The following is a 21,337-nucleotide window of genomic DNA, read 5'->3' on the forward strand; positions in this document are numbered from 1 at the left end:
TACGCGCCGCAGGGCCAACCCCCGTGGCTCCCATGAGGCAGATGGTGTGATCGTCCGTCCGCCTGGGGCACGAGGCTACCTGCGGGGCCTCTGCTAGCACACCCGACCGGGGCAGTCTCTGTCGTGAGCTCCTGCACAGCGCTTCGCCACCCGTTGCCATCGGGAAGGGCGCAGCGGATATCGTCACTGTCACTGCGGCGCTCGTTCCGGAGGCGGTCGCAGGTTCCTGGGGAGGACGAGCGTGCGCCTGACTCTGACCGTCGTCGATCCGCTCGGCGGTGCCAGCGCCGATGTAGTCCTCGACGCCGATCCCGAGTCCTCGGTCGGCGACATCGCGCGCGAGCTCGCGCGGCACGTCGGGCACGGCGCGGGCGGTGCGCAGATCATCCCGATCGGGAGCCAGCGCGGGGCGGGGGACGGGTCCCCCCTGCTGTACGTCGACGGGTTCGCCGTCGACGCCTCCGCCACCATCGCCACCTCGCCGCTGCGCGAGGGTGCCATGGTCAGCCTCCACGATCCGGCGGGCTGCCTGCCGGGCGAACCCGCCGGGCTGGTCGAACTGCGGGTCGTGAGCGGCCCCGCGGCCGGCTCCGTGCACCGGTTCGGTGTGGGCCGTTACGACATCGGCAGCGGCGCCGGTACGTACATCCGCATCGACGACCCCGAACTTCCGCAGCGCGCGCTGACGTTGTCAGTAGCAACCGATGGCACCTGCCAAGTCGCCGTACAGGGGGACAAGAAGGGTGTCACGCTCGACGGCACCGCGATCGAAGAGGTCGAGGGCGACGAGTGGCCGCTGGATGCCCAGCTGGCCGTCGGGAACACGCTCCTCGAAATCTCCCGCTATTCGCCTCCGGACGCCGCACTCAAGTGGTCCGAGGACGGTGGCGGACTTGATTACAACCGGCCGCCCCGGCTGCGTCCCGCGGACCGGCAGACCAATTTCCGGCTGCCGACGCCGCCCCGCGAGCACGAAACCCGGCCGTTGCCCTGGCTGATGGCGCTGTTCCCGCTGGTCATGGCCATCGTCATGGTGCTGGTCATGGGGCGCTGGTACTACCTGATCATGGCCGTGATGAGCCCGATCCTGCTCTTCAGCAATTACTTCATGGACAAGAAGCACGGCCGGAAATCCCACGCGAAGCTCCTCAAGGAATACAAGGAGCACAAGGCCCGCATCGAGAAGGACGCCCAGGAGGCCCTCATCACCGAGCGGTTCGACCGGCGTCGCTCGTACCCGGACCCGGCCACCGCGCTGTCGCTGGGCACCGGGCCCCGTACCCGGCTGTGGGAACGGCGGCGTACCGACCACGACCATCTGGTGCTGCGCATGGGCACCGGCCTGCTGCCGTCCGAAGTGGTGCTCGACGACCCCGAGCAGGACGACCACCGCCGCCAGGTCACCTGGAAGATCGAGGACGCCCCGGTCGCACTGTCGCTGAGCACCCTCGGCGTCATCGGTATCGCCGGGCCCGGAGACTCCGCCCGGTCCCTGGGGCGGTGGGCGGTGGCCCAGTCGGCGGTGCTGCACAGCCCGGTGGATGTGCAGTTCTACGTACTCACCGAGGTCGGCGCACAGAGCAGTTGGGACTGGGTGCGCTGGCTGCCGCACACCCGGCCGTCCGGCGCCCATGACACCAATGTGCTGATCGGCACGGACGCCGAGACCGTCGGCGCGCGCATCGGCGAGCTGACCCAGCTCCTCGACGCCCGCCTGAAGGCGGCCAAGCAGAACGGCAGCAAGGGCGCGGTCTTCTCCGACCCGGACATCGTCGTCGTGTGGGACGGTTCGCGCCGGCTGCGTTCGATGCCCGGTGTGGTGCGGCTGCTGCGCGAGGGTCCCGGCGTGGCGATCTACGCGGTGTGCCTCGACTCCGAGGACCGCTTCCTGCCCGGCGAGTGCCAGGCCATCGTCGTCGCCGAGCCCAAGCCGGAGGAGCCGGACCCCAAGGCGCAGAACGTCGAGGCAGCATCCCCGCAGCCGACGGCCCCCGGCGGCTTCCCCTCCTTCCACGCCTGGCACGCGACGGGCACCGAGGCGCCCAAGGCCGAGAGCGTCCCGATGCTGCGGCTGCGCGTCGAGCAGACCAGTACCGTCCGGGTTCTCGGTGTACGCCCCGACTTCGTGTCCGCCGCCTGGTGTGCCCGTCTCGCCCGCGCGCTGTCTCCCCTGCGCGACATCAGCGGTGAGTCCGAGGACTCCGCGCTGCCCGCGTCCAGCAGGCTGCTCGACGTCCTCCAGCTGGAGCCGCCGACCGGTGACGCGGTCGCGGCGCGCTGGCGGATGGGCGGGCAGTCGACGATGGCCGTCGTCGGTGAGTCGTACGACGGGCCCTTCGGCATCGACATCCGGCGCGACGGGCCGCACGGTCTGATCGCGGGCACGACCGGTTCCGGCAAGTCGGAGCTGCTGCAGACCATCGTGGCCTCGCTCGCGGTCGCCAACACCCCCGAGTCGATGACGTTCGTACTCATCGACTACAAGGGCGGCTCGGCCTTCAAGGACTGTGTGAAGCTGCCGCACACCGTCGGCATGGTCACCGACCTCGACGCGCACCTCGTCGAGCGCGCCCTGGAGTCGTTGGGCGCCGAGCTCAAGCGCCGCGAGCACATCCTCGCCGCCGCCGACGCGAAGGACATCGAGGACTACCAGGACCTGGTGCGTCGCGACCCCTCGCAGCCGCCGGTCCCCCGACTCCTCATCGTCATCGACGAGTTCGCGTCGATGGTCCGCGATCTGCCGGACTTCGTCGCGGGCCTGGTCAACATCGCGCAGCGAGGCCGTTCGCTCGGCATCCACCTGATGCTCGCCACCCAGCGCCCCAGCGGTGTCGTCTCCCCCGAGATTCGGGCGAACACCAACCTCCGTATCGCGCTGCGCGTCACCGACGGCAGCGAGTCCAGCGACGTCATCGATTCCCCCGAGGCCGGGAATATCTCCAAGAGCAACCCCGGTCGTGCGTACGTACGCCTGGGCGCGTCCTCCCTTGTTCCCTTCCAGTCGGGGCGCGTCGGTGGCCGCAGGCCGGGCGCGACCGATCCGCAGACCCTCGCCCCGTGGGCGGGCCCGCTGGACTGGCAGGACCTGGGGCGCGCGACGCTGCGCAAGCCCAAGTCGCAGGCGCGCGAGGAGGAGGAGATCACCGACCTCAAGGTCCTGGTTGACGCGGTGCGGGACGCGAACGAACGGCTCGGCATCCCTTCCCAGCACAGCCCGTGGCTGCCCGCGCTGGACGAGAGCCTGCTGCTCGACGACGTTCCGGTGCCGGTGGGGCAGGTGGAGGGCGCGCTGCCACCTGCCGCGTACGGCGTCGAGGACCTGCCGTCGGACCAGGCACGGCGTCCCGTCGCAATGGACTTCAGCACCTTCGGCCACCTGCTGATCGGCGGCGCACCGCGCAGTGGCCGCTCGCAGGTGCTCCGTACGATGGCGGGCTCGCTGGCCCGTACGCACTCGGTCGCCGATGTCCATCTGTACGGGATCGACTGCGGCAACGGCGCGTTGAACGCGCTGACCCGGCTGCCGCACTGCGGCGCGGTCGTGGGCCGGGCCCAGACCGAACGCGCCATCCGGCTCATCAACCGGCTCAAGGGTGAGTTGACCCGACGTCAGGAACTGCTGGCGGACAAGGGGTTCGCCGACATCGGCGAGCAGCGCTCGGTGGTGCCCGTCAATGAGCGGCTGCCGCACATCGTGGTTTTTCTCGACCGGTGGGAGGGCTGGCTGCCGACGCTGGGCGAGATCAACCACGGCGAGCTGACGGACGAGTTGACCATCATCATGCGCGAGGGTGCGAGCCTCGGAGTACACATGGTGATGACGGGTGACCGGCAGATCCTGGTGGGCCGCATCTCCTCCCTCACCGAGGACAAGTACGCGCTGCGGCTCGCGGACCGCTCCGACTTCTCGATGATCGGCATCAACTCGCGGAAGGTGCCGGACGAGATTCCGCCCGGCCGCGCGTTCAAGAACGAGAGCGGTACGGAGACGCAGTTCGCCCTGCTCTCGGCCGACTCCACGGGCCAGGGCCAGGCGGCGGCGATCGCGGCGATCGGCGAGGCGGCCACGGAACGCGACGCGGCGGTGCCCCGCGCGATGCGCCCGTTCCGGGTCGACACGCTGCCGAGCCGCATCTCGTTCGACGCGGCCTGGGAGATGCGCGACCCGGAGGCGTCGGTGTCCCCGCTGTGGGCGCTGGTGGGCATCGGCGGAGACGATCTGAACGGCTTCGGCCCGGACCTCGGGCGGGGCGTGCCGTCGTTCGTGATCGCGGGACCGGCGAAGTCGGGCCGCAGCACGGTCCTGATGAACTTCGCCCGCTCCTACCTCAAGCAGGGCGTACGCCTCGTCATCGCCGCGCCGCGCCCGTCACCGTTGCGTGAACTCGACGGCCAGGAAGGCGTGTTGAAGGTCTTCATCGAGGACGATATCGAGGGCGACGACCTGGAGGAAGCACTCGAATCGGCGACACCGGAGGCTCCGGTCGTCGTACTGGTCGACGACGGCGAACTGCTGGAGGACTGCGACGCCGAACCGGTGTTCAAACGCCTCATCCAGCGGGGCGCCGAGCGGGGCCTCGGGCTCGTCATCGCGGGCGACGAGGAAGACGTGTGCAGCGGCTTCAGCGGCTGGCAGGTCGATGCGAAGAAGGCGCGGCGGGGCATTCTGCTGTCGGCCCAGGACTCGTCGAGCGGCGAACTGATCGGCACGCGGACGACGCGCAGCATGGTCGGGGGGCCGGTCACGCCGGGGAAGGGCCTGCTGCACCTTGGGGACAGCGAGACGATGACGGTGACTACGCCGATGTGATGTTGGTGTCGGTTGGGCGGGGGATCCAGCCTTCTTCGCGTGCGAACACCGGGCCTTGTAGCTTCGCTCGTGCGTACGGTTGCTGGTGATACGGGCGTGACGGGGGATGTGGGATGGCGGGGCATCGGCCGGGTGATTGGCATGTGTTGGATCTGGAGAAGGATCCGACGCCGGGTGATCCGCCGCGGGTGAAGTCCCTGTCGCGGGAGTTGCAGGATTTTGCTGATGATGTGTCGGATGCGTTGCGGCTGGTCGAGGGGATGGCCAGTGAGGAAGCGGTCCTGAAGTGGGCGGGGAAGTCCGCGAAGGCGTTTCAGGATGAGTTCGAGGATGTTCCGAAGCATCTGCGGAAGTTGGAGAAGTCCTACGGGATGGCCGGGGACGGCGGTGGAGACCACAATCTGCACCCGGACGTACAAGCCGCGTACGACAGGGTCCCGCAGCACCTGCGGCCTGAGGGGAACCAGCACGGACGCTGCGGCGAGGCGGAAATGCTGTCGAACGCCATGAACGCGGGTGTCAACCCACGGGGTGGCGTGAGCGCCGCCGTGGACGTACGCGCGTCGGGCAACCCGAAGCACGGTGCGCCGAAGGCTCCCTGCTCGTCGTGTCAACATGTTCTTGACCAATTCGGAATTCCGGCGGTGACCTGACGATGAATGAAGAAATCCAGCGGAAGTGGTCGGCTGAGACCGACAGTGTGCTGAGAGCAGCGGGATGGCACCCAGGGCGTTCCATTTCCACTGCTGCCTGGGAGAGCGCCCTCCATGAGCACGATGGCTTCGAGATTCACGAGGCGGCTCGACGATTTCTCGCCGAATTCGGCGGGTTGGCGGTTCCCGCGCGGGGCGCGGGCAGGACGATGGCACGCATGGAGATCAATCTCGATCCCACCCTGGCCACGTGGGATGCCGAGATCTTCGAGGTGCTCAGCGAGGAAGCCGGGTCGTACCTCTATCCCATCGGCATGATCGACCGCCGTAATGGGTACCTGGGCATGGCCCCGGACGGCACGGTCTTCACCGGCATGGACTCCGTCACCTTCTTCGCGGACAACGCCGACGAGGCGTTGGAAAAGCTGATCGAAGGAATCCGATGACCAGGTCACGCGAGCCCCTCGCCCGAAGACGCGGGCGAAGGACCCACTAGTTGATCACTCCTTCCGCCGCAGCACCCCCGTAGGCTCCCCCGGCCCCGCCCCCGCCGTCTTGAGTGTCAGTGTGCCGTCGCGTTCCAGGGTGTACGTGATCGTCTCCTTGCCCGTCGTGCAGCCCGGGGTGTTCGTGCGGGTCGGGTCCGCCCGGCATTAGGTCCAGGACGAAGCGCCCCCGATCGTTGCTACCGCCAGCGCGCCCGCCACCGTCAGGACCAGTGAGCAGCTGCTGCGTCGGCTAGCCCGGTGAGCCGATCGAGACGCCGGTCGAGGTGAGCGAGGCGGTGGAGTCCGTGGCACGGGCGATGCCGAAGTCGATCAGGCGGGCACCGTCGATCGTCAGCAGCACGTTCGACGGCTTCACATCGCGGTGTACGAGGCCGAGTTCGTGTACAGCCGCCAGAGCCTCCGCGAGTCCCGCTCCCAGGGTTCGTACCGCGCGCTCGGGCAGCGGCCCGTGCCCGGCGACCGCCTGGGTGAGGGACGGACTCAATCCGGACGACAAGAACTACTACGACGGCAGCGACATTCCGGGGCAGCCGAAAATGGGCACCTGGATGACGGACGACGTTCCCGATTTCGTCAAGGCGAATTTCCGTACATTCAAGTCCCGTGACGGCTGGGCCTACATGGGCTCGTCGTCCGGCGGCTTCGTCGGCCTCAAGTCGGTCCTCAAGCGGCCCCACCCGTTCAAGGCCGTGATCGCCTCGGACCCCGACACCGTGCCCGACTCACCGTGTGGGCCGGCCACGAGAAGGAGAAGCAGGCCAACAACCCGGAGCGGCGGGCGAAGGCGCTCGCCACGCGACCGGCCGGGCCTGGCCGCGAGGACGTCTACCTGGCGTTCCGGGTCGGCACCGAGGAGTCGGGGCTGGGCAGCCTGCGCACCTTCGTCAAGACCTACGGCAAGGGGCCGGTGAAGACCCGCCTCCAGGTCATCCAGGGCGGCGAGCACAACGCCAAGACGTAGGTGAAGGGCATGAGGGACGGGACCATCCAGTGGATCAGTGAGCACACGCAGGGGCCCATTCCGTCCCCGTGATGCCACCTGCCCAGTGTCAGCCGAGCAGTTCCACCGTGACGTCCGCCGGGTAGCCGGTTGTCGGCCCGGTGCGCCGCGCGAACTCCTGTACGCCCTTGAGCTGGTCGGGACCGAAGCGGAAGTCCAGCGTCGTGAAGTAGCGCTCCAGCAGCTCCGCGTCGAAGACCTCCCAGCGGGCGGCCTGCTCGGCGACCTTGGCGACCTCTTCGAGGGACACGTCACGGGAGGCCAGGAACGCCTCGTGCACCTTCTTCACAATGACCGGCTCGCGCTCCAGGTAGTCCTTGCGCGCCGCCCACACCGCGAAGACGAACGGCAGGCCCGTCCAGTCCTTCCACATCTTCCCCAGGTCATGGACCTGCAGGCCGAGGCGAGGAGCGTCGTGCAGCGAGGCGCGCAGGGCCGCGTCGCCGATCAGTACGGCCGCGTCCGCCTCCTGCATCATCACGCCGAGGTCCGGCGGACACGTGTAGTAGTCGGGCTGCACGCCGTACTGCTCGGCCAGGAGCAGCTGAGCCAGGCGCACGGACGTACGCGACGTCGAACCGAGCGCGACCCGCGCCCTGTCCAGCTGCTCCAGCGGCAGCTTCGAAACGATCACGCACGACATGACGGGGCCGTCGCAGCCGACCGCGAGGTCGGGGAAGGCCACGAGCTGGTCCGCGCCGCGCAGGAACTCCACGAGGGTGACGGGGCCGATGTCGAGGTCGCCGCGCACCAGCTGCTCGCTGAGCCGCTCCGGGGTGTCCTTCGTCAGCTCGAAGTCGAGAAGCGCTCCGGTACGGGCCAGCCCCCAGTACAGAGGCACACAGTTGAGGAACTGGATGTGGCCGACACGTGGCCGGCTGCGACGGTGGTCGGCAGCAGTTGAATTGTCCACATCGTGAGGCTAGCCCCGTACGTCTCGGATGGTGACGCCGGGGGCCTTCCTACCCGTCCTGCCATTCCTCCGGACGCCTCTCCGGCGCCCCTCCAGGAGCCCGTCGAGCACCCGTACCAAACATCCGTATGAGGTGATCTTTCCCTCTACCGCTTGCCTGATGACGCGTGCTACGCTCGCCACAAGTTGCAGTTTGGTTTCCCTTGCAGTACAGAGCCTGCGGAGCATGTGACGCCGCAGGCTTTTGTAGTTTTCAGACTTCTTGCAGGTTCTGGAGCAGGGCAACCCTTTGGCCCATGGGAGGGCTTATGGCTACCGGAACCGTCAAGTGGTTCAACGCTGAAAAGGGCTTCGGCTTCATCGCCCAGGACGGCGGCGGCCCGGATGTCTTCGTCCACTATTCCGCGATCAACGCGTCTGGCTTTCGCTCGCTTGAGGAGAACCAGCTCGTGAATTTCGACGTCACGCAGGGCCCCAAGGGCCCGCAGGCGGAGAATGTCACCCTGGCCAACTAGTTTGCCCGGACCGACCGGATCGCGGTCGAAGTAGCAGTACTCAAGGGGCCCTGTTTCCTTTCCGCCCAGGCGGGGAGGACAGGGCCCCTGCCTGTGCCCCCTGCCCGCGCGGTGCCCCCCGCTCAGACCGTGACGCGGGCCGCGACCGCGTCCGCCGGGTCCCAGTCGGCCCGCGGCGCCGAGGCCATCAGCAGCCGGGTGTACGGATCGGCGGGCGCCGCGAGCACCTGGGCCTTCGGGCCCTGCTCCACGACCCGGCCGCGGCGCATGACCACCTTGTCGTCGGTGATGTGCTGGACCACCGCGAGATCGTGGCTGACGAAGACGGGGGCGACCCCGGTGTCACGGCGGATGCCGGACAGCAGCTGAAGGATCTGCGCCTGGACGGACACGTCCAGCGCGGCGACCGCCTCGTCCAGGACCAGCACCTCGGGGTCGACCACGAGCGCCCTGGCGCTGGCGAGGCGCTGGCGCTGCCCGCCGGAGAGCGCGTGCGGCCTCGCCCCCGCCTCGCGGCGCCGAGCCCGACCCGGTCCAGCAGTTCCCCGGCCAGTGCCTCGTCCCGGCTGCGCAGACGCAGCGCGGTGGTCAGGCCCTGGCGGGCGGTGAGCCTGGGGTCCAGGGAGACGTACGAGTCCTGGAAGAGCATCTGGATCTCCCGCGCCCGCGCCAGGCGCCCCCGCCTTGGCCGTGGTCGACTTGCCCGAGCCGGACTCGCCGACCAGCCGACGACCTCGCCCGGCGCGACCCGCAGCGGATACGTCGGCGAGCAACGGGCTTGCCGCGCCAGGGGGTTCGAGAGTCAGGTGGGAGATACCGGTGAGCGCGCGCTCACCCCTCCGCGTACAGCGCCTCGATCACCCCCGCGTACCGCTCCACCACCGCTTTCCGCCGCACCTTCAGCGTCGGCGTGAGCACCCCGCTGTCCACCGTGAAGTCCTCATCGAGCACCGCGAAGGCGCGGATCCGGGCCGGCCGGGACACCTGGGCGTTCGCCGCGTCCACCGCCTCCTGGACCAGGGTCCGCACCGCGTCGCGGTCGGCCGGGTCGTGGCCCGTCCTGGCAGCCCATCGGGCCACCTCGTCCGCGTCGAGCGTGATCAGCGCGACGGGGTACGGGCGGCGGTCGCCCACCAGCACCGTGTGCGAGACGAACCGGGACTGTTGCACGGCCAGTTCGACCTGGGAGGGCGTGAGGTTCTTGCCGGAGGACGTGATGATCAGGTCCTTCTTGCGACCGGTGATCGAGAGGTAGCCGTCCTCGTCCAGGGCCCCCAGGTCCCCCGTGTGCAGCCAGCCGTCCGCGTCGAGGGTCTCGGAGGTGGCCCGCTCGTTGCCGTAGTAGCCGGGGAAGACCATCGGACCGCGCGCCAGCACCTCGCCGTCCTCGCCGATCCGCACCTCGCAGCCCGCGATCGGGCGGCCGACCGTGCCGTAGCGCACCGCGCCCGGGTGGTTGAGCGAGATCGCGCCACCCGACTCGGTCATCCCGTACCCCTCGAAGACCGCGATGCCGCACGCCCGCAGGAAGTCCAGCGTCTGCGGCGCGATCGGGGCGGCCCCGGTGAGCGCCCAGCGCAGCCGGCCGCCGAAGGCCGCCCTGACCAGGCTGTACAGACGCTGATCGGCCTCCTCGTACGCGACCTTGAGCCCTTCGGGCAGTTGCCCGTCCGCCGCGAGCACCCCGATGCGTACCGCCTCCGCGAAGCGTTCACGCCCGCCCTCCTGGGACTCCGCGAGCGACAGCACCACCGAGTAGATTTTCTCGAACAGGCGCGGCACGGAGGGCAGATGGGTCGGCCGGACCTCGGCCAGCTCGGCCACCACGTCCTCGATGCGACCGCCGAAGTAGCAGAGTTCGCTGCCGTGCAGGACGGTGGTGAACTCGATGAGCTGGGCCAGGAGATGGGCGAGCGGGAGGTAGAGGTACGTGCGGTCACCGGGGCCGCCCTCGATCAGGTCGAGGTTGGCGTCGAGTACGGCGCCGATGTTGCCGTGGGTGAGGAGACAGCCCTTGGGCGGGCCCGTCGTCCCCGAGGTGTAGACGATCTCCGCCGTGTCGTCGGCGCGCACCGCCGCGCACCGGTCGAGCAGTTCGGCGAGCGGCGCGGCTGCGAGCGGCCCGTCCGGGGCGTCCGGCCGGCCCCCGTGGCCCAGCGCGTCCATCCGCACCACGTGACGCAACGCCGGGAGGCCGCCGCGCACACCCTCCACCCTGGCAGCCCGGTCCGCGTTCTCGCAGATCACGACCGACGCACCGGAGTCGCCGAGCACCCAGGCGAGCTCCTCGTCGCCCGCCGTCGGATAGACGGGCACCACGACCGCGCCCGCCGCGAGCGCCGCGAAGTGCGCGTACGTCCATTCGGGGCGTGTCTCGGAGAGGATCGCGACCCGGTCGCCCGGGGCGACACCCAGACCGCCGATCAGGACGCGGCCGGTCTCCCGTACGACATCACGGAGTTCGGCGTACGAGACCGTCTCCCATCCGTCGCCCTCCGCCCCGGTGCGGCGCTTGAAGCGCAGGGCCGGGTGGTCCGCGTACCGCTCGCCCGCCCACTCGATGAACTCCGCGAGCGTGTCAGGCCGTCGTCGAGTCATGTACTCGACGGTAGGTACGTTTGCGGTCCCGCGGCGATGACCGGAAACGTCACCACCGCTGACCTTGGCGCTCAGTGCCTGGACGGCTACCGTCCATGACCATGGCCAAGCGGACGATCACGGTGCACCACGTGCGGGCCCTGCTGCGCGGCGCCGAGCGCCGCGGCATCGACACCGTGCCGCTGCTCCAGGCGGGCCACATCCCGCCCCTGCTGCTCGGTGACGACCGGGCGCGCGTCACCGCCGCCCAGTTCGCCCGCCTGTTCCGGGCGCTGTACCGCGCCACGGAGGACGAGTTCCTGGGCCTCGGTCCCGCCCCGAGCCGGCCCGGCACGTTCGCGATGATGTGTTACGCCCTGCTGGGGTGCCGTGACCTGGGAACAGCGATCGACCGGGGGACCGCGTTCTACGGGCTGTTCCCGGGCGGGCCCGATCTCGCGCTGGAACGCGCGGGCGGCGAGGCGGTGCTCAGTGTCCGCAACGACCTCGGCCGGGACGAGGACCGCTTCCTCACCGAGTGCCTGGTGATCATCTGGCACCGGCTGTGCAGCTGGCTGGTCGGCCGCCGCATCCCGCTGCGCTGGGCGGACTTCGACTATCCGCCGCCGCCGCACAAGGACGAGTACGACACGCTCTTCGGCTGCGCCGTCCGCTTCGGCACGGACCGTACTGCGGCGGGCTTCGACGCGCACTGGCTCACGGCCCCGCTGATCCGTGACGAGCCCGCGGTCGACGCGATGCTGGGCGGCGCCCCCTTCGAGCTGCTCAGCCGCCGCGAGTACGGCACGACGGTGGCCGAGCAGGTACGCCGCGACCTGGCCCAGTCGCTGCGGGCGTCACCCCGCCTCCCGTCACTCGGCGAGACGGCGGCACGTCTGGCGGTCAGCCCGGCGACGCTGCGGCGCAGGCTCCAGCTGGAGAGCACGTCGTTCCAGCAACTGAAGGACGCCGTGCGGCGGGACGCGGCCATAGCGGGCCTGGCCGAGGGCCGGGAGCCGATCGCGGAGCTGGCGGCGCGGCTCGGCTTCTCGGAGGACACCTCCTTCCACCGGGCCTTCCGCCGCTGGACGGGGACGACGCCGGGTGCGTACCGGGTGATCGGCTCGGCGGCGGGACACGGGCCTGGCAGCGAGGCGCCCCGGTCGGGCTGATCGACCCACCGTCAACCTGCCGGTACCGGGCACCGGCCTCCGGGGTGCGGCAGTCCGGGGCCCGCTCCGTCTGCGCCCGCAGGCCCCCGACCAGCGGCGGCGGGCAGCCGGGGCGGGTCCGGTCGTGCACATCCACGCCCTCGGCGCACGTGTCACGCGGCCCGGCATTGGATCTCTCTGCTGGAATTTGGAATTCAGGGTCAGCAAAGCTGAGCTTCCCGGTCAGCTCCGTACCTACTGGTCAGTCACTACGGTCTCGGCAACGAGCCCAGCCCCCACAGGAACGTTGGGAGAGCCGCATGAGCCGCACGCACATCAGGAACAGAGTGGTGGCCACCCTGGCCGCACTCGCCTTCACGTCCGCCGCGCCCACCGCCGTCGCCCAGGACACCCCCGCCGAGAGCGCCGCCCCCGGCGACCTCGTCAGCTCCGCCCGGACCTCGTTCCACCCGCTGCCGGGCCAGCCGACGAACACCGACTCCTGGCGCATCACCTACCGCTCCACCACCGCCAAGGGCGCGCCCAATGTCGTGTCCGGCACGGTCATCGTGCCCAAGGACGGCAGGAAGGGTCCGCGCCCGCTGGTGACGTACGCGGTCGGTACGGTCGGCCTCGCCGACCAGTGCGCGCCCAGCGCGGGCTTCCCCAAGGGCACCACCGTCGAGGCCAACCTCATCAACCAGGCCGTGCTGCGCGGCTGGGCCGTGGCCGTCACCGACTACGAGGGCCTCGGCACCCCCGGCGACCACACCTACACGGTCGGCAGGGCCGAGGGCCAGGCCGTCCTGGACGCGGCCCGCGCCGCGCTCCGCCACCCGGAGGCGGGCCTGTCCAAGGACTCCCCGGTCGGCATCATGGGCTACTCGCAGGGCGGCCAGGCCTCCAGCTGGGCCGCCGAACTGCACGACTCGTACGCCCCCGAGCTCAAGGTCGAGGGCACCGCGACCGGCGGCGTACCGGCCGACCTGCTCAAGGTCGCCGACTTCAACGACGGCAACATCGGCGCGGGTCTGATCCTGATGGCCGCGACCGGCCAGAACGCCGCGTTCCCCGAGCTGAAGCTCGACTCGTACCTCAACGACAAGGGCCGCACGTACGTCGACTTCATGAAGAAGAACTGCGTCGCGGTCGACACCGTCGCCGGCCTCTTCCAGCGCATCTCCGACGTCACGGTCAAGAACCCGCTGAACGAGCCCGACTGGCAGCGGCGCCTGAACGAGTCGAAGCTCGGCTCGCACGCCCCCGACCACCCGGTGTACCTCTACCACGGCGGCCTCGACGAGCTGATCCCGTACAACGTCGGCAAGCAGCTGCGCGCCGACTGGTGCGCGAAGGGCGCCAAGGTCCAGTGGCGTTCCCACCCGCTGCTCGGCCACATCGGTGGCGTGACGATCGGCGCCTTCCCGGCGATGGACTGGCTGAGCGACCGCTTCGCGGGCAGGCCCACGAACGGCAACTGCTGACGTGACCCCCCGCGGTGCGGGGGTAGTCGCCGCGGCGCGGCTGTGTCCGTTTCAGCAGCTGAAACGGACACAGTCGCTTTCGTGCGTACGCAGATCGCGGTCTCGCCGTCACGGACAGCCGCAGCATATGACTAAATGGTCATGTAGCTTGGAAGGATGACCGAGCAGTCGATCTATCAGCATTTGCGTGACTTCGCCGATCGCTTCGAACCGCCCGCGCCGTTCAGTCCGCACGTGGAGATCAGCAACGGCCAGCTCGTCATGATGATGAGCGCGTCGGGCGCACACGACCTCAACGCGATGCGCATCACCAACCAGCTCGCGCAGCAACTCGACGACGACCTCGCCGCGTACACCGTCGACATCGAGCACCCACTGGCAGCGAAGATGCGCCGCCCCGACGTCGTCGTCGTCGACGAAGCCGCGATGAAGACCATGGGTGCGATCGACGCGAGCGCCGTGGCCCTGGTTGTCGAGGTGGTCTCCCCCTCCAACCCGGAGAACGACTACGTGGACAAGGTGCGCGACTATCCGGTCATGGGCATCCCCCACTACGTGATCGTCGATCCACGTGATTCGACCTGCGTCCATCACTGGGAACCCAAGGCGGGTGCGTACGAGAACACCGTCCACCATCGCTTCGGCGACAAGATTCCCGTCGGCGACTGGATCATCGACACCCGCGCCCTCTACCCGTACGGCCAGGAGCAGGAAGGGACGCGGTGAGCACCGCGGATCTCGTGCGCACCTGGCGGACCGCGCAGGGGCTGTCCCAGGCGGAGCTCGCGGAGCGGGCAGGCACCGGGCAAGCAGTGATCTCCCGCATCGAGTCCGGCAAGCTCACCCCCACTCTGCCGGTCCTGGAACGCCTCGCCGCGGCCTTGGACTGCAAGGTGATACTGGACTTCGCTCCGCGCGGTTGAGGCGAAGCACCCGTACAGCGTCAGATTCAGCCGGTGCGTCGGCGCCCGGCGCGGCGCGGCGGAAGGCGAGATCCCCGGCACGGGTTGGCCGAACATCGCGTAGACGAATTAGATGCCTTGGGCATGTAGTGAGTAGTGGCGAGCAGTACTGGATCAGCACGTGATCAGTACAACGCCCTCTCCCCCAGTGAGGCAGTCATGACCGAGACCGTTTCTTCCCCCAGGACCGCACCTGTCCGTACCACCCGCCTACCGAGTACAAGCCCCCCGCCGAGGAGCGGCCCCTCGCCCACGTCACCCTCTACGACGGGCGGCGGATCTGGGCGGTGACCGGGCATGCCGAGGCCCGCGCCCTGCTCGTCGATCCGCGGCTGTCCGCCGACCGGGAGAACCCGGACTTCCCGATGCCCACCGAGCGCGTCGCCGGCATCAGCGCGCGCCGGATAGCCCTGCTCGGGGTCGACGACCCGGAACACCACGTGCAGCGAAGGATGTTGATTCCGAGCTTCACCCTGAAGCGGACGGCGGCGATGCGCCCGCGGATCCAGGAGACGGTGGACCGGCAGCTCGACGCGGTGATCGCGCAGGGACCCACGGCGGATCTGGTCGCCGCCTTCGCCCTGCCCGTCCCTTCGATGGTCATCTGCGCGCTGCTCGGAGTCCCTTACGAGGACCACGAGTTCTTCGAGGAACAGTCGCGACGGCTGCTCCGCGGACCCTCCTCCGCGGATGTGGAGGGCGCCCGGGACCAGCTGAACGACTACCTCGGGGCGCTGGTTGAGCGGAAACAGGACAACCCCGGGGACGGGCTGATCGGCGAGTTGATCGCCCAGCAGCTCAACTCGGGGGCGCTGGACCGGAAGGAACTCGTCAGCCTGGCCACGCTCCTGCTCCTCGCAGGCCACGAGACCACCGCGAACATGATCTCGCTCGGCACCTACACCCTCCTGCAGCACCCGGACCGCCTCGCCCAACTGCGCGCCGATCCCACGCTGATGCCCGTCGCCGTCGAGGAACTCCTGCGGTTCCTGTCCATCGCCGACGGCATGCTGCGGGTGGCCACCGAGGACATCGAGGTGGGCGACGAGGTCATCCGTACCGGCGAGGGCGTCGCCCTGTCCACGTCCGTGATCAACCGGGACGACCGGGCGTTCGCCGCTCCGGACGACCTGGACTGGCAGCGGACGGCCCGCCACCATGTCGCGTTCGGCTTCGGCATCCATCAGTGCCTCGGGCAGAATCTCGCGCGGGCCGAGATGGAGATCGCGCTGGCCTCCCTCTTCGCACGGCTGCCCGGACTGCGGCTGGCGGTGCCCGCCGACGAGGTTCCGTTCAAACCCGGGGACACCATCCAGGGGCTCATCGAACTGCCCGTCACCTGGTGAGGGAGCAGGCGGTCATGCGGATCAGGATCGACCAGGACGTGTGCATCGGCGCGGGGCAGTGCGCGCTGACCGCGCCCGGCGTCTTCACCCAGGACGACGACGGTTTCAGCGAGCTGCTGCCCGGCCTCACCGACGGAGGCGGTGACCCGATGGTCCGGGAGGCCGCCCGCGCCTGCCCGGTGCGGGCCATCGAGATCGAGGAGAACTAGTACGTACTAGGCCCGGCAGATCACCTTTGGCAGCCCCGAGGGAAGGCCTCGGCGCTCGGCATCGGTGAGATCCCGGCCCAGGACGTCACACAGGTGACGCTTCCAGAGCTCGGGGTCGAGGCGGAACACATCCGTGAGGGCATTGTCCTCGACCCGCAGGAGGACCTTGCCGTCCCTGGACGCTGCGAGGAAGAACTGGTCTTGCGCGAAGTCGTAGGACTCGAACTTGTTCGGGTCCGAGCCCTGTTGGAAGCGTACGGAGTTGGCGTTGGCCACGAAGAACTCGGTGCCGCGCCCGGTGAAACCCATCGCGAAACCTTCCCCCCAGGTCGCGCCGCTGTCTCCCAGCGGCCCCAGCGGGCCGACCACCCGTTCCGGCCTGCGCCCGGGCCGCACCGACCACAGCTCCAGCATGGCGCCCTTCGTCTTCGCAGCCGCGTACCGTCCGCTGTCGTCGAGGCGGGCGCGGTCGATGTCCGGGCCGACCCGGACGCGAAGTCGCTCGTCTTCCTTGCCGGTGCGCAGGTCGACGGCGTGGAGCGTCGAATCGCCACGGACCATGATCTGCACGTAGCCGGGTTCGGGACGGCCGTTCACCGCGAATCCGGAGTCGGGTCTGTCCCCGGTGGTCAAGGGCGGGTTCTTCTGCACCAGCCCGAGATCACGCGCGTTGACGGGCTTCGACAACCGCCTGCCGTCGCGCGCGTTCCAGCGCTCGATCCAGCTGCCGGAAACCGTGATCAGCTCGTCGCTCCGGGGGAAGAGCAGCGACAACGGCTCCGCGCGCCCGCTGTCGCTGACGGGAGGCAGGTGTGTGGTGATCTCCGTGACCTCGCGCAGGGAAGGGAGGGCCCGGACAACGATCTTGTTCCGGGCCACGACATCGGCCACCAGAGTTTCGTTCTTGTTGACGGCCAGGCCGACGAACGCTTCCGGCTTGACTGCCTCGTCCGCCGTGGGCCGTTTGGCCTGTGCCTTTATGCTGCCGGTCGCCGCGTCGAGGACCGCCAGGGTGTCCGGCTTGCCGGTCCCGGAACCGTCGCCCGGGTTCAGCTGGGCGAGCAGGGTGCGCCCGTCGTCGAGCAGCGCGGGATAGGCGACTGCGAGGTGCACGCCAGTGGCGTCGCTCGGGTCCAACGGCAACCCCGTCATCGAGGTCTCGTCCCAGTTGGGCACGACGGGATGGTCCGAGGTTCCCAGGAGCCGGTGGGTGAGCTCGGCGGGCTTGCTGCCGTATGCCTTTCGCAGGCCGGCCCCCTTCTTGGCATCACCGAGGAGCCAGCTGGCCCCCTCGTATATCGCGAACCGCTGTCCTGTCTCGTTCAGAGCGATGACCTTGCAGCTGTAGCTGTCGTCCTCGTGGCGGCTCAGTACCCGTCCGTCCGCCACCCGCACGGTGCGGTACACGGCCCGCCTCTCATCACCGCCTTCTATCCTGCAGTAGGCCAGCACGCCGCCGTCCCCGGAGAGGGCGTGGTCCGGGAGGCTGTAGACGCCGGTGACGGCGGGTGAATACGTGTGGACCTCCTTCGCCAGCTCGTGCGTCTTTCCTGTCGCGATGTCAACAGCCACGACTGACTCGTGTTCGCTCCCCGAGTCGGCCTTGCGCGGCTGGGCCACGAGCGTGTCCCCGTCCGGCCCGAACCACACCGCTTGGACCGCGGGTACCCGGTCGGGCAGGCTCCGGGACTTCTTCGACGTCAGATCCCACAGCCGCAGACGCCCGTCCGTCACGGTGACCACGCGCTCGGCGTCCGGGGAGAAGTCCACTGTCCGGATTTGAGAGCTGGTGCGCCTCTTACTCTCCGCCAGCACCGCGAAGTCGCCGTCGTGGATCGCGTGCGCCCGCCCCAGCATCTGCCCCGCCGGGCCGGCCTCGGGATCGATGTCGTGCCAGACGAGGGCGCCGTCGCCCGACACATAGGCGATCCGCCGGCCGTCCCGGCTGACCGTCGGGTAGAAGGCCTGCCCGGTGAGGCGAAGCTGCAGCCGCTGCACCCGCCCCTCCGCCTGGCGGATGAACAGCGCCGCGCGCCCGAGGCGGCTCGTCGCCAGCACCACGGTGCCGTCCGTGCTCGTCGCGACGTCGTCGATCTCGCCCTCGACACCACTCAGCACCCAGGCGGCGTGCTTGAACTGGTCGTAGCGACGGAGAATCGCGTTGCGGGCCTCCTGCGTCGGCGCCACGTCGTACGCCGCCATCGCCAGGAGCCCAGCCTGCCCCGGATCCTGCTTGGACATCTCGGTCGAGAGGCTCGCCAGCGCACGCGACCGCGACTCCGCGCTCCTCAGCTCGCTGACCTGCGACTGGTAGACGAGGAACGTACCGAGCCCGGCGATCAGTGCGAACACCAGGGCGGCGGCGGTCCACGCCGCACGGAGACGGGTCCGGCGGACGCGTTGAAGCCGACGGGCGCGTGCCAGGAAATCCCGCTCCTCCCGGGTCAATTCCTGCTCCCGGCCCTTCAACCAATTCTGCATGGCAGCCAGCTGCGAGGCGCCAGGCAGCCGAGCCGCCCCCTTCGTCCAGCGGTCGCGGTCATAGCCGAGTTCCGCGCGGCCCGTCAGGAACTCCTCGTCCTCCCTCACCTGTTCTCTCAACGCCGGCCACACGTTGATCAACGTCTCGTGCGCCAGCTCGGCGGTCTCCGCTTCCCCCCGGCCCCCGCGCAGCACCAGCAGCCGCCGCTCAGCGAACGACCGGGCCAGATCCCAACCGGTCTCGCCCGCCTCCTGCCGGTCGAGCCTGCGGCGCAGCGGGGTCTCGCTCCCGGGCAGTACCCTGACCAGGCCCCTGAGCAGCCGCGACGCCGCGGCGTTCCGGCTCTCCCCGACGCACTCCCGCCAGGCCCGGTCGCAGTGCTCCTCCAGCGCGCCGGACACACCGTGCATCGCCTCGTACGTCGTCGTGCGCAGCCGGCCGGCGAACTGGTCGTCCCACAGCTTCTTCAGCACGAAGCCGAGAAGCGGCAGGTTCTCCGGCTCGCCGCAGGCATCGTCCAGGATGCGCTGAGCCAGCCCAGGGTCGTAGGCCACCGCCGGGGCCTTCTCCAGCGGTTTCGTGATGACTTCTCTGAGCTGGTCCCGGGACATCGACGTCAGCGGGAGTGTCCTGCTGCTCCGCAGCAGGGAGCCGAGCCGGGGGTGCTTGAGCGCCGCGTCCATGAAGTCCGACCGGAGCGTGACCAGCAGTCGTGACGCAGTGCCCGGACCGCCTCTGGGGAAGAGCAGCCGGACGGCTTGTTCGATCTCGTCCTCACCGCGGTCCAGGAGAGCCTCGGCCTGGTCGAGCACGACGATGTACGTGCCGCCCGCCCTGCCTCGCAGCCGGTTCATCGTGTCCACGAGACCCTTGTCCGCGAGCCACCCCTCGACCTGGTCCACGCTGTCCGCCCGCGGGTCTCCGTACCGGCCGGTGCGAACGGCTTCGTAGAGGTCGGTGGCCAGTCCGGAAACCAACGTTCCGTCGGCCCCCGCGTTCACCACCACGGCGTCGTACTTCTCCTTCTCCCGCCGCATCCTGGGCACCACACCGGCCAGCACCAGCGAGGACTTCCCGCAGCCCGACGGCCCGTAGAGGACGACAGCCGGATGGTCCCCCTTCAAGGCCGTGACCACGTCCTCGATATCCGCGTCCCGTCCGAAGAACACCTCCTCGTGGCTCTCCTGAAAGGTGTCCAGACCGCGAAAGGGGTCCGGAGCCAGGACCCGGGCGAGATCGGGCAACTTCCGCAGCACCGCTCCCAGACTGATCGCGAAGGCCTGCTGGGAGTTGTCCTGTTTACCCTGGACCGCGACGACGATGCCGACCGCTGCGCCTTGCTGCTCGTCCCAGACAGGGCTGCCGCTGAAGCCCCCTGAGACGTGGGCCGTCCGTATGTCGGCTCGGGAGAGCTGGATCCAGTCCCCCTCCGATTTCCCGCTGAGTTCCCCTCGGTGCCAGAGAACGCCCGGCTCACCGTCCGGAAATCCCACGGCGCGCACCGGACGACCGGAGATGTCGTCGGAGTCGGCCATGGGCAAGGGACACGTGCCGGGAACTGGATCCTGCAACCGCAGAACCGCCACGTCTCCGCAGTGCTTGGGTTCCTCTGGTATCCACCGCTCGACCTCGGCAGTGAACTCCTGCCTTCCGGCTCCGTCGGCCAGCGGAAAGTCAACCAGCACTGTAGCTCCGACAGTGACTTCGAGGTCCCGGTTGATCCCCAGCGCGTCCGACACGACATGGGCACAGGTCAGCACGCGGTCCGAGGTGACGAGGACACCTGCCCCGGCGACCTGGCCGTGCTCTCCCCTGACCCGGACGACCGCCGCGTGCATCGCCTTGTCGGCATCCCGTGACTCTTCCCCCGGCACCGCGACCTCCACCCCCGTGAACCGATCAGGTCAACCTACCGGGGCGCAGGCTCACTTGTATCTCCCGCATCAGGTTTGCGCCACGTCAGGCTCACGGAGAAATTGGCCGCCGTCGCGGTACTGGCGATGACCACGTCCGCCTCGGCCGACAGCGACACCCCGAACTCCAGGGTGACTTCGTCCGGTGCGTTCGCCATCCCCCGGAACCGGCCCACGAAGCTCTCCGCCACCGGCCGCACACTGTCCAGCATCTGCCCGAACGACCGCTCCGCCCGGGCTATGGAGCGGCCTCCGCGGCCCACTCGGACCAGAGTTTCGTCCACCTCACGGATCTGGACACGGATCGCTTCGTCACTGCCATCCCCCAGCGGTACCTCGACGGTGTGGACAAGGCGTTCGCTCACTGCGACCTCCAGCACTCGGAAGGAGAGATCGTAGCGAAGCCTATGATCGCCTTGTCCACCGGCACGTCCACGACCCGCCCCCCCCTCACCGCTCGTACAGCACCTGCATCTCCTTCGCGAAGTCCCGCGCTATCACCGGCCGTTCGCGTCGGACGCGGGTGCGGACGGGGACAGGGAGGCGGACACAGGCACGGGGACGGGCACGGCGGGCTCTGACACGAGCGGCTCCTCGTCGGCGAAGGGCGTAGAAGTGCGTAACTGACCGTCCACTTAGGGGTGTTCGACGTCGCCTCGACCCGGTACTGACCCTTGAGTAACCTTAGGGCTCGCAGAGATTCAACATGCGTGTTTGATGTTGTCCGGGGGTTCGGTGCCGTAGGCATCGAGGTAGGCGGCCACGTCTGCGGGGGTGGTGAATCGTGCTGTGGAGCGAGGGACGGTGCATTCG

General features: G+C 69.4%; 14 protein-coding genes and 3 pseudogenes. 11 read left to right on the plus strand and 6 right to left on the minus strand.

Features of this window, described 5'->3' with window-relative positions:
• Positions 1-241: 241 nt before the first annotated feature.
• The 3 genes from QMK30_RS23420 (at position 242) to QMK30_RS23435 (ending at position 5,909) form a co-directional block, all read left to right on the plus strand.
• On the plus strand, positions 242-4,810 hold the full coding sequence (locus tag QMK30_RS23420; protein WP_283520265.1) for an FtsK/SpoIIIE domain-containing protein: 4,569 nt from the start codon (positions 242-244) through the stop codon (positions 4,808-4,810).
• Positions 4,811-4,923: 113 nt separating this feature from the next.
• Positions 4,924-5,463 (plus strand): YwqJ-related putative deaminase, encoded by a 540-nt coding sequence (locus tag QMK30_RS38900; protein WP_502963207.1) that lies wholly within the window; start codon positions 4,924-4,926, stop codon positions 5,461-5,463.
• A gap of 2 nt (positions 5,464-5,465) precedes the next feature.
• Positions 5,466-5,909 carry an SUKH-3 domain-containing protein gene (locus tag QMK30_RS23435; RefSeq protein WP_283520266.1) on the plus strand — a complete coding sequence of 148 codons (444 nt, stop codon included), beginning with the start codon at positions 5,466-5,468 and terminating at the stop codon, positions 5,907-5,909.
• A 295-nt stretch (positions 5,910-6,204) separates the two neighbouring features.
• On the opposite strand, the pseudogene QMK30_RS23440 reads toward QMK30_RS23435, so the two are convergent.
• Positions 6,205-6,450, minus strand: a pseudogene (locus QMK30_RS23440) (protein kinase domain-containing protein); the annotation flags it as partial.
• Position 6,451: 1 nt separating this feature from the next.
• On the opposite strand from QMK30_RS23440, the pseudogene QMK30_RS23445 reads away from it, so the two are divergent.
• Positions 6,452-7,005: pseudogene (locus QMK30_RS23445) on the plus strand (alpha/beta hydrolase-fold protein); the annotation flags it as partial.
• A 16-nt stretch (positions 7,006-7,021) separates the two neighbouring features.
• Here the strand turns inward: QMK30_RS23445 and QMK30_RS23450 are convergent.
• Complete coding sequence (locus QMK30_RS23450; RefSeq protein ID WP_283520267.1) at positions 7,022-7,885, minus strand: menaquinone biosynthetic enzyme MqnA/MqnD family protein; 864 nt, start codon at positions 7,883-7,885, stop codon at positions 7,022-7,024.
• A 308-nt stretch (positions 7,886-8,193) separates the two neighbouring features.
• On the opposite strand from QMK30_RS23450, the gene QMK30_RS23455 reads away from it, so the two are divergent.
• The gene (locus QMK30_RS23455) at positions 8,194-8,400 is read left to right on the plus strand and encodes a cold-shock protein (RefSeq protein WP_283520268.1); all 207 of its coding nucleotides are present in this window, start codon (positions 8,194-8,196) and stop codon (positions 8,398-8,400) included.
• 122 nt (positions 8,401-8,522) lie between these two features.
• Here QMK30_RS23455 and QMK30_RS23460 read toward each other — a convergent pair.
• Together QMK30_RS23460 and QMK30_RS23465 are read right to left on the minus strand one after the other, a co-directional pair.
• Positions 8,523-9,094, minus strand: a pseudogene (locus QMK30_RS23460) (ATP-binding cassette domain-containing protein); the annotation flags it as partial.
• A gap of 137 nt (positions 9,095-9,231) precedes the next feature.
• Complete coding sequence (locus QMK30_RS23465; protein ID WP_283520269.1) at positions 9,232-10,998, minus strand: AMP-dependent synthetase/ligase; 1,767 nt, start codon at positions 10,996-10,998, stop codon at positions 9,232-9,234.
• Positions 10,999-11,099: 101 nt separating this feature from the next.
• Between QMK30_RS23465 and QMK30_RS23470 the strand changes: the two genes are divergently transcribed.
• The 6 genes from QMK30_RS23470 to QMK30_RS23495 all read left to right on the plus strand — a co-directional run bounded on the left by QMK30_RS23470 (position 11,100) and on the right by QMK30_RS23495 (position 16,129).
• Entirely contained in the window at positions 11,100-12,149 is a 1,050-nt protein-coding gene (locus QMK30_RS23470; protein ID WP_283520270.1) for an AraC family transcriptional regulator, read from the plus strand.
• Between the two features lie 299 nt (positions 12,150-12,448).
• Positions 12,449-13,612 (plus strand): lipase family protein, encoded by a 1,164-nt coding sequence (locus tag QMK30_RS23475; RefSeq protein WP_283520271.1) that lies wholly within the window; start codon positions 12,449-12,451, stop codon positions 13,610-13,612.
• Positions 13,613-13,768: 156 nt separating this feature from the next.
• Positions 13,769-14,338 (plus strand): Uma2 family endonuclease, encoded by a 570-nt coding sequence (locus tag QMK30_RS23480; protein ID WP_283520272.1) that lies wholly within the window; start codon positions 13,769-13,771, stop codon positions 14,336-14,338.
• Positions 14,335-14,535: a helix-turn-helix domain-containing protein gene (locus QMK30_RS23485; RefSeq protein WP_283520273.1), complete on the plus strand. Its 201-nt coding sequence runs from the start codon at positions 14,335-14,337 to the stop codon at positions 14,533-14,535. The genes QMK30_RS23480 and QMK30_RS23485 overlap by 4 nt, the downstream gene beginning before the upstream one ends.
• A 326-nt stretch (positions 14,536-14,861) precedes the next feature.
• A complete protein-coding gene (locus tag QMK30_RS23490) occupies positions 14,862-15,920 on the plus strand; it encodes a cytochrome P450 (RefSeq protein ID WP_283520274.1) in 1,059 nt (352 codons plus the stop codon).
• A 14-nt stretch (positions 15,921-15,934) separates the two neighbouring features.
• The gene (locus QMK30_RS23495; RefSeq protein ID WP_283520275.1) at positions 15,935-16,129 is read left to right on the plus strand and encodes a ferredoxin; all 195 of its coding nucleotides are present in this window, start codon (positions 15,935-15,937) and stop codon (positions 16,127-16,129) included.
• Between the two features lie 6 nt (positions 16,130-16,135).
• Here the strand turns inward: QMK30_RS23495 and QMK30_RS23500 are convergent, their stop codons facing one another.
• A complete protein-coding gene (locus tag QMK30_RS23500) occupies positions 16,136-20,485 on the minus strand; it encodes an nSTAND1 domain-containing NTPase (protein WP_283520276.1) in 4,350 nt (1,449 codons plus the stop codon).
• 35 nt (positions 20,486-20,520) lie between these two features.
• The gene (locus QMK30_RS23505) at positions 20,521-20,889 is read right to left on the minus strand and encodes a CU044_2847 family protein (protein WP_283520277.1); all 369 of its coding nucleotides are present in this window, start codon (positions 20,887-20,889) and stop codon (positions 20,521-20,523) included.
• Positions 20,890-21,337: the final 448 nt, after the last annotated feature.

Source organism: Streptomyces sp. H27-C3, assembly GCF_030063415.1.
Classification (GTDB): domain Bacteria; phylum Actinomycetota; class Actinomycetes; order Streptomycetales; family Streptomycetaceae; genus Streptomyces.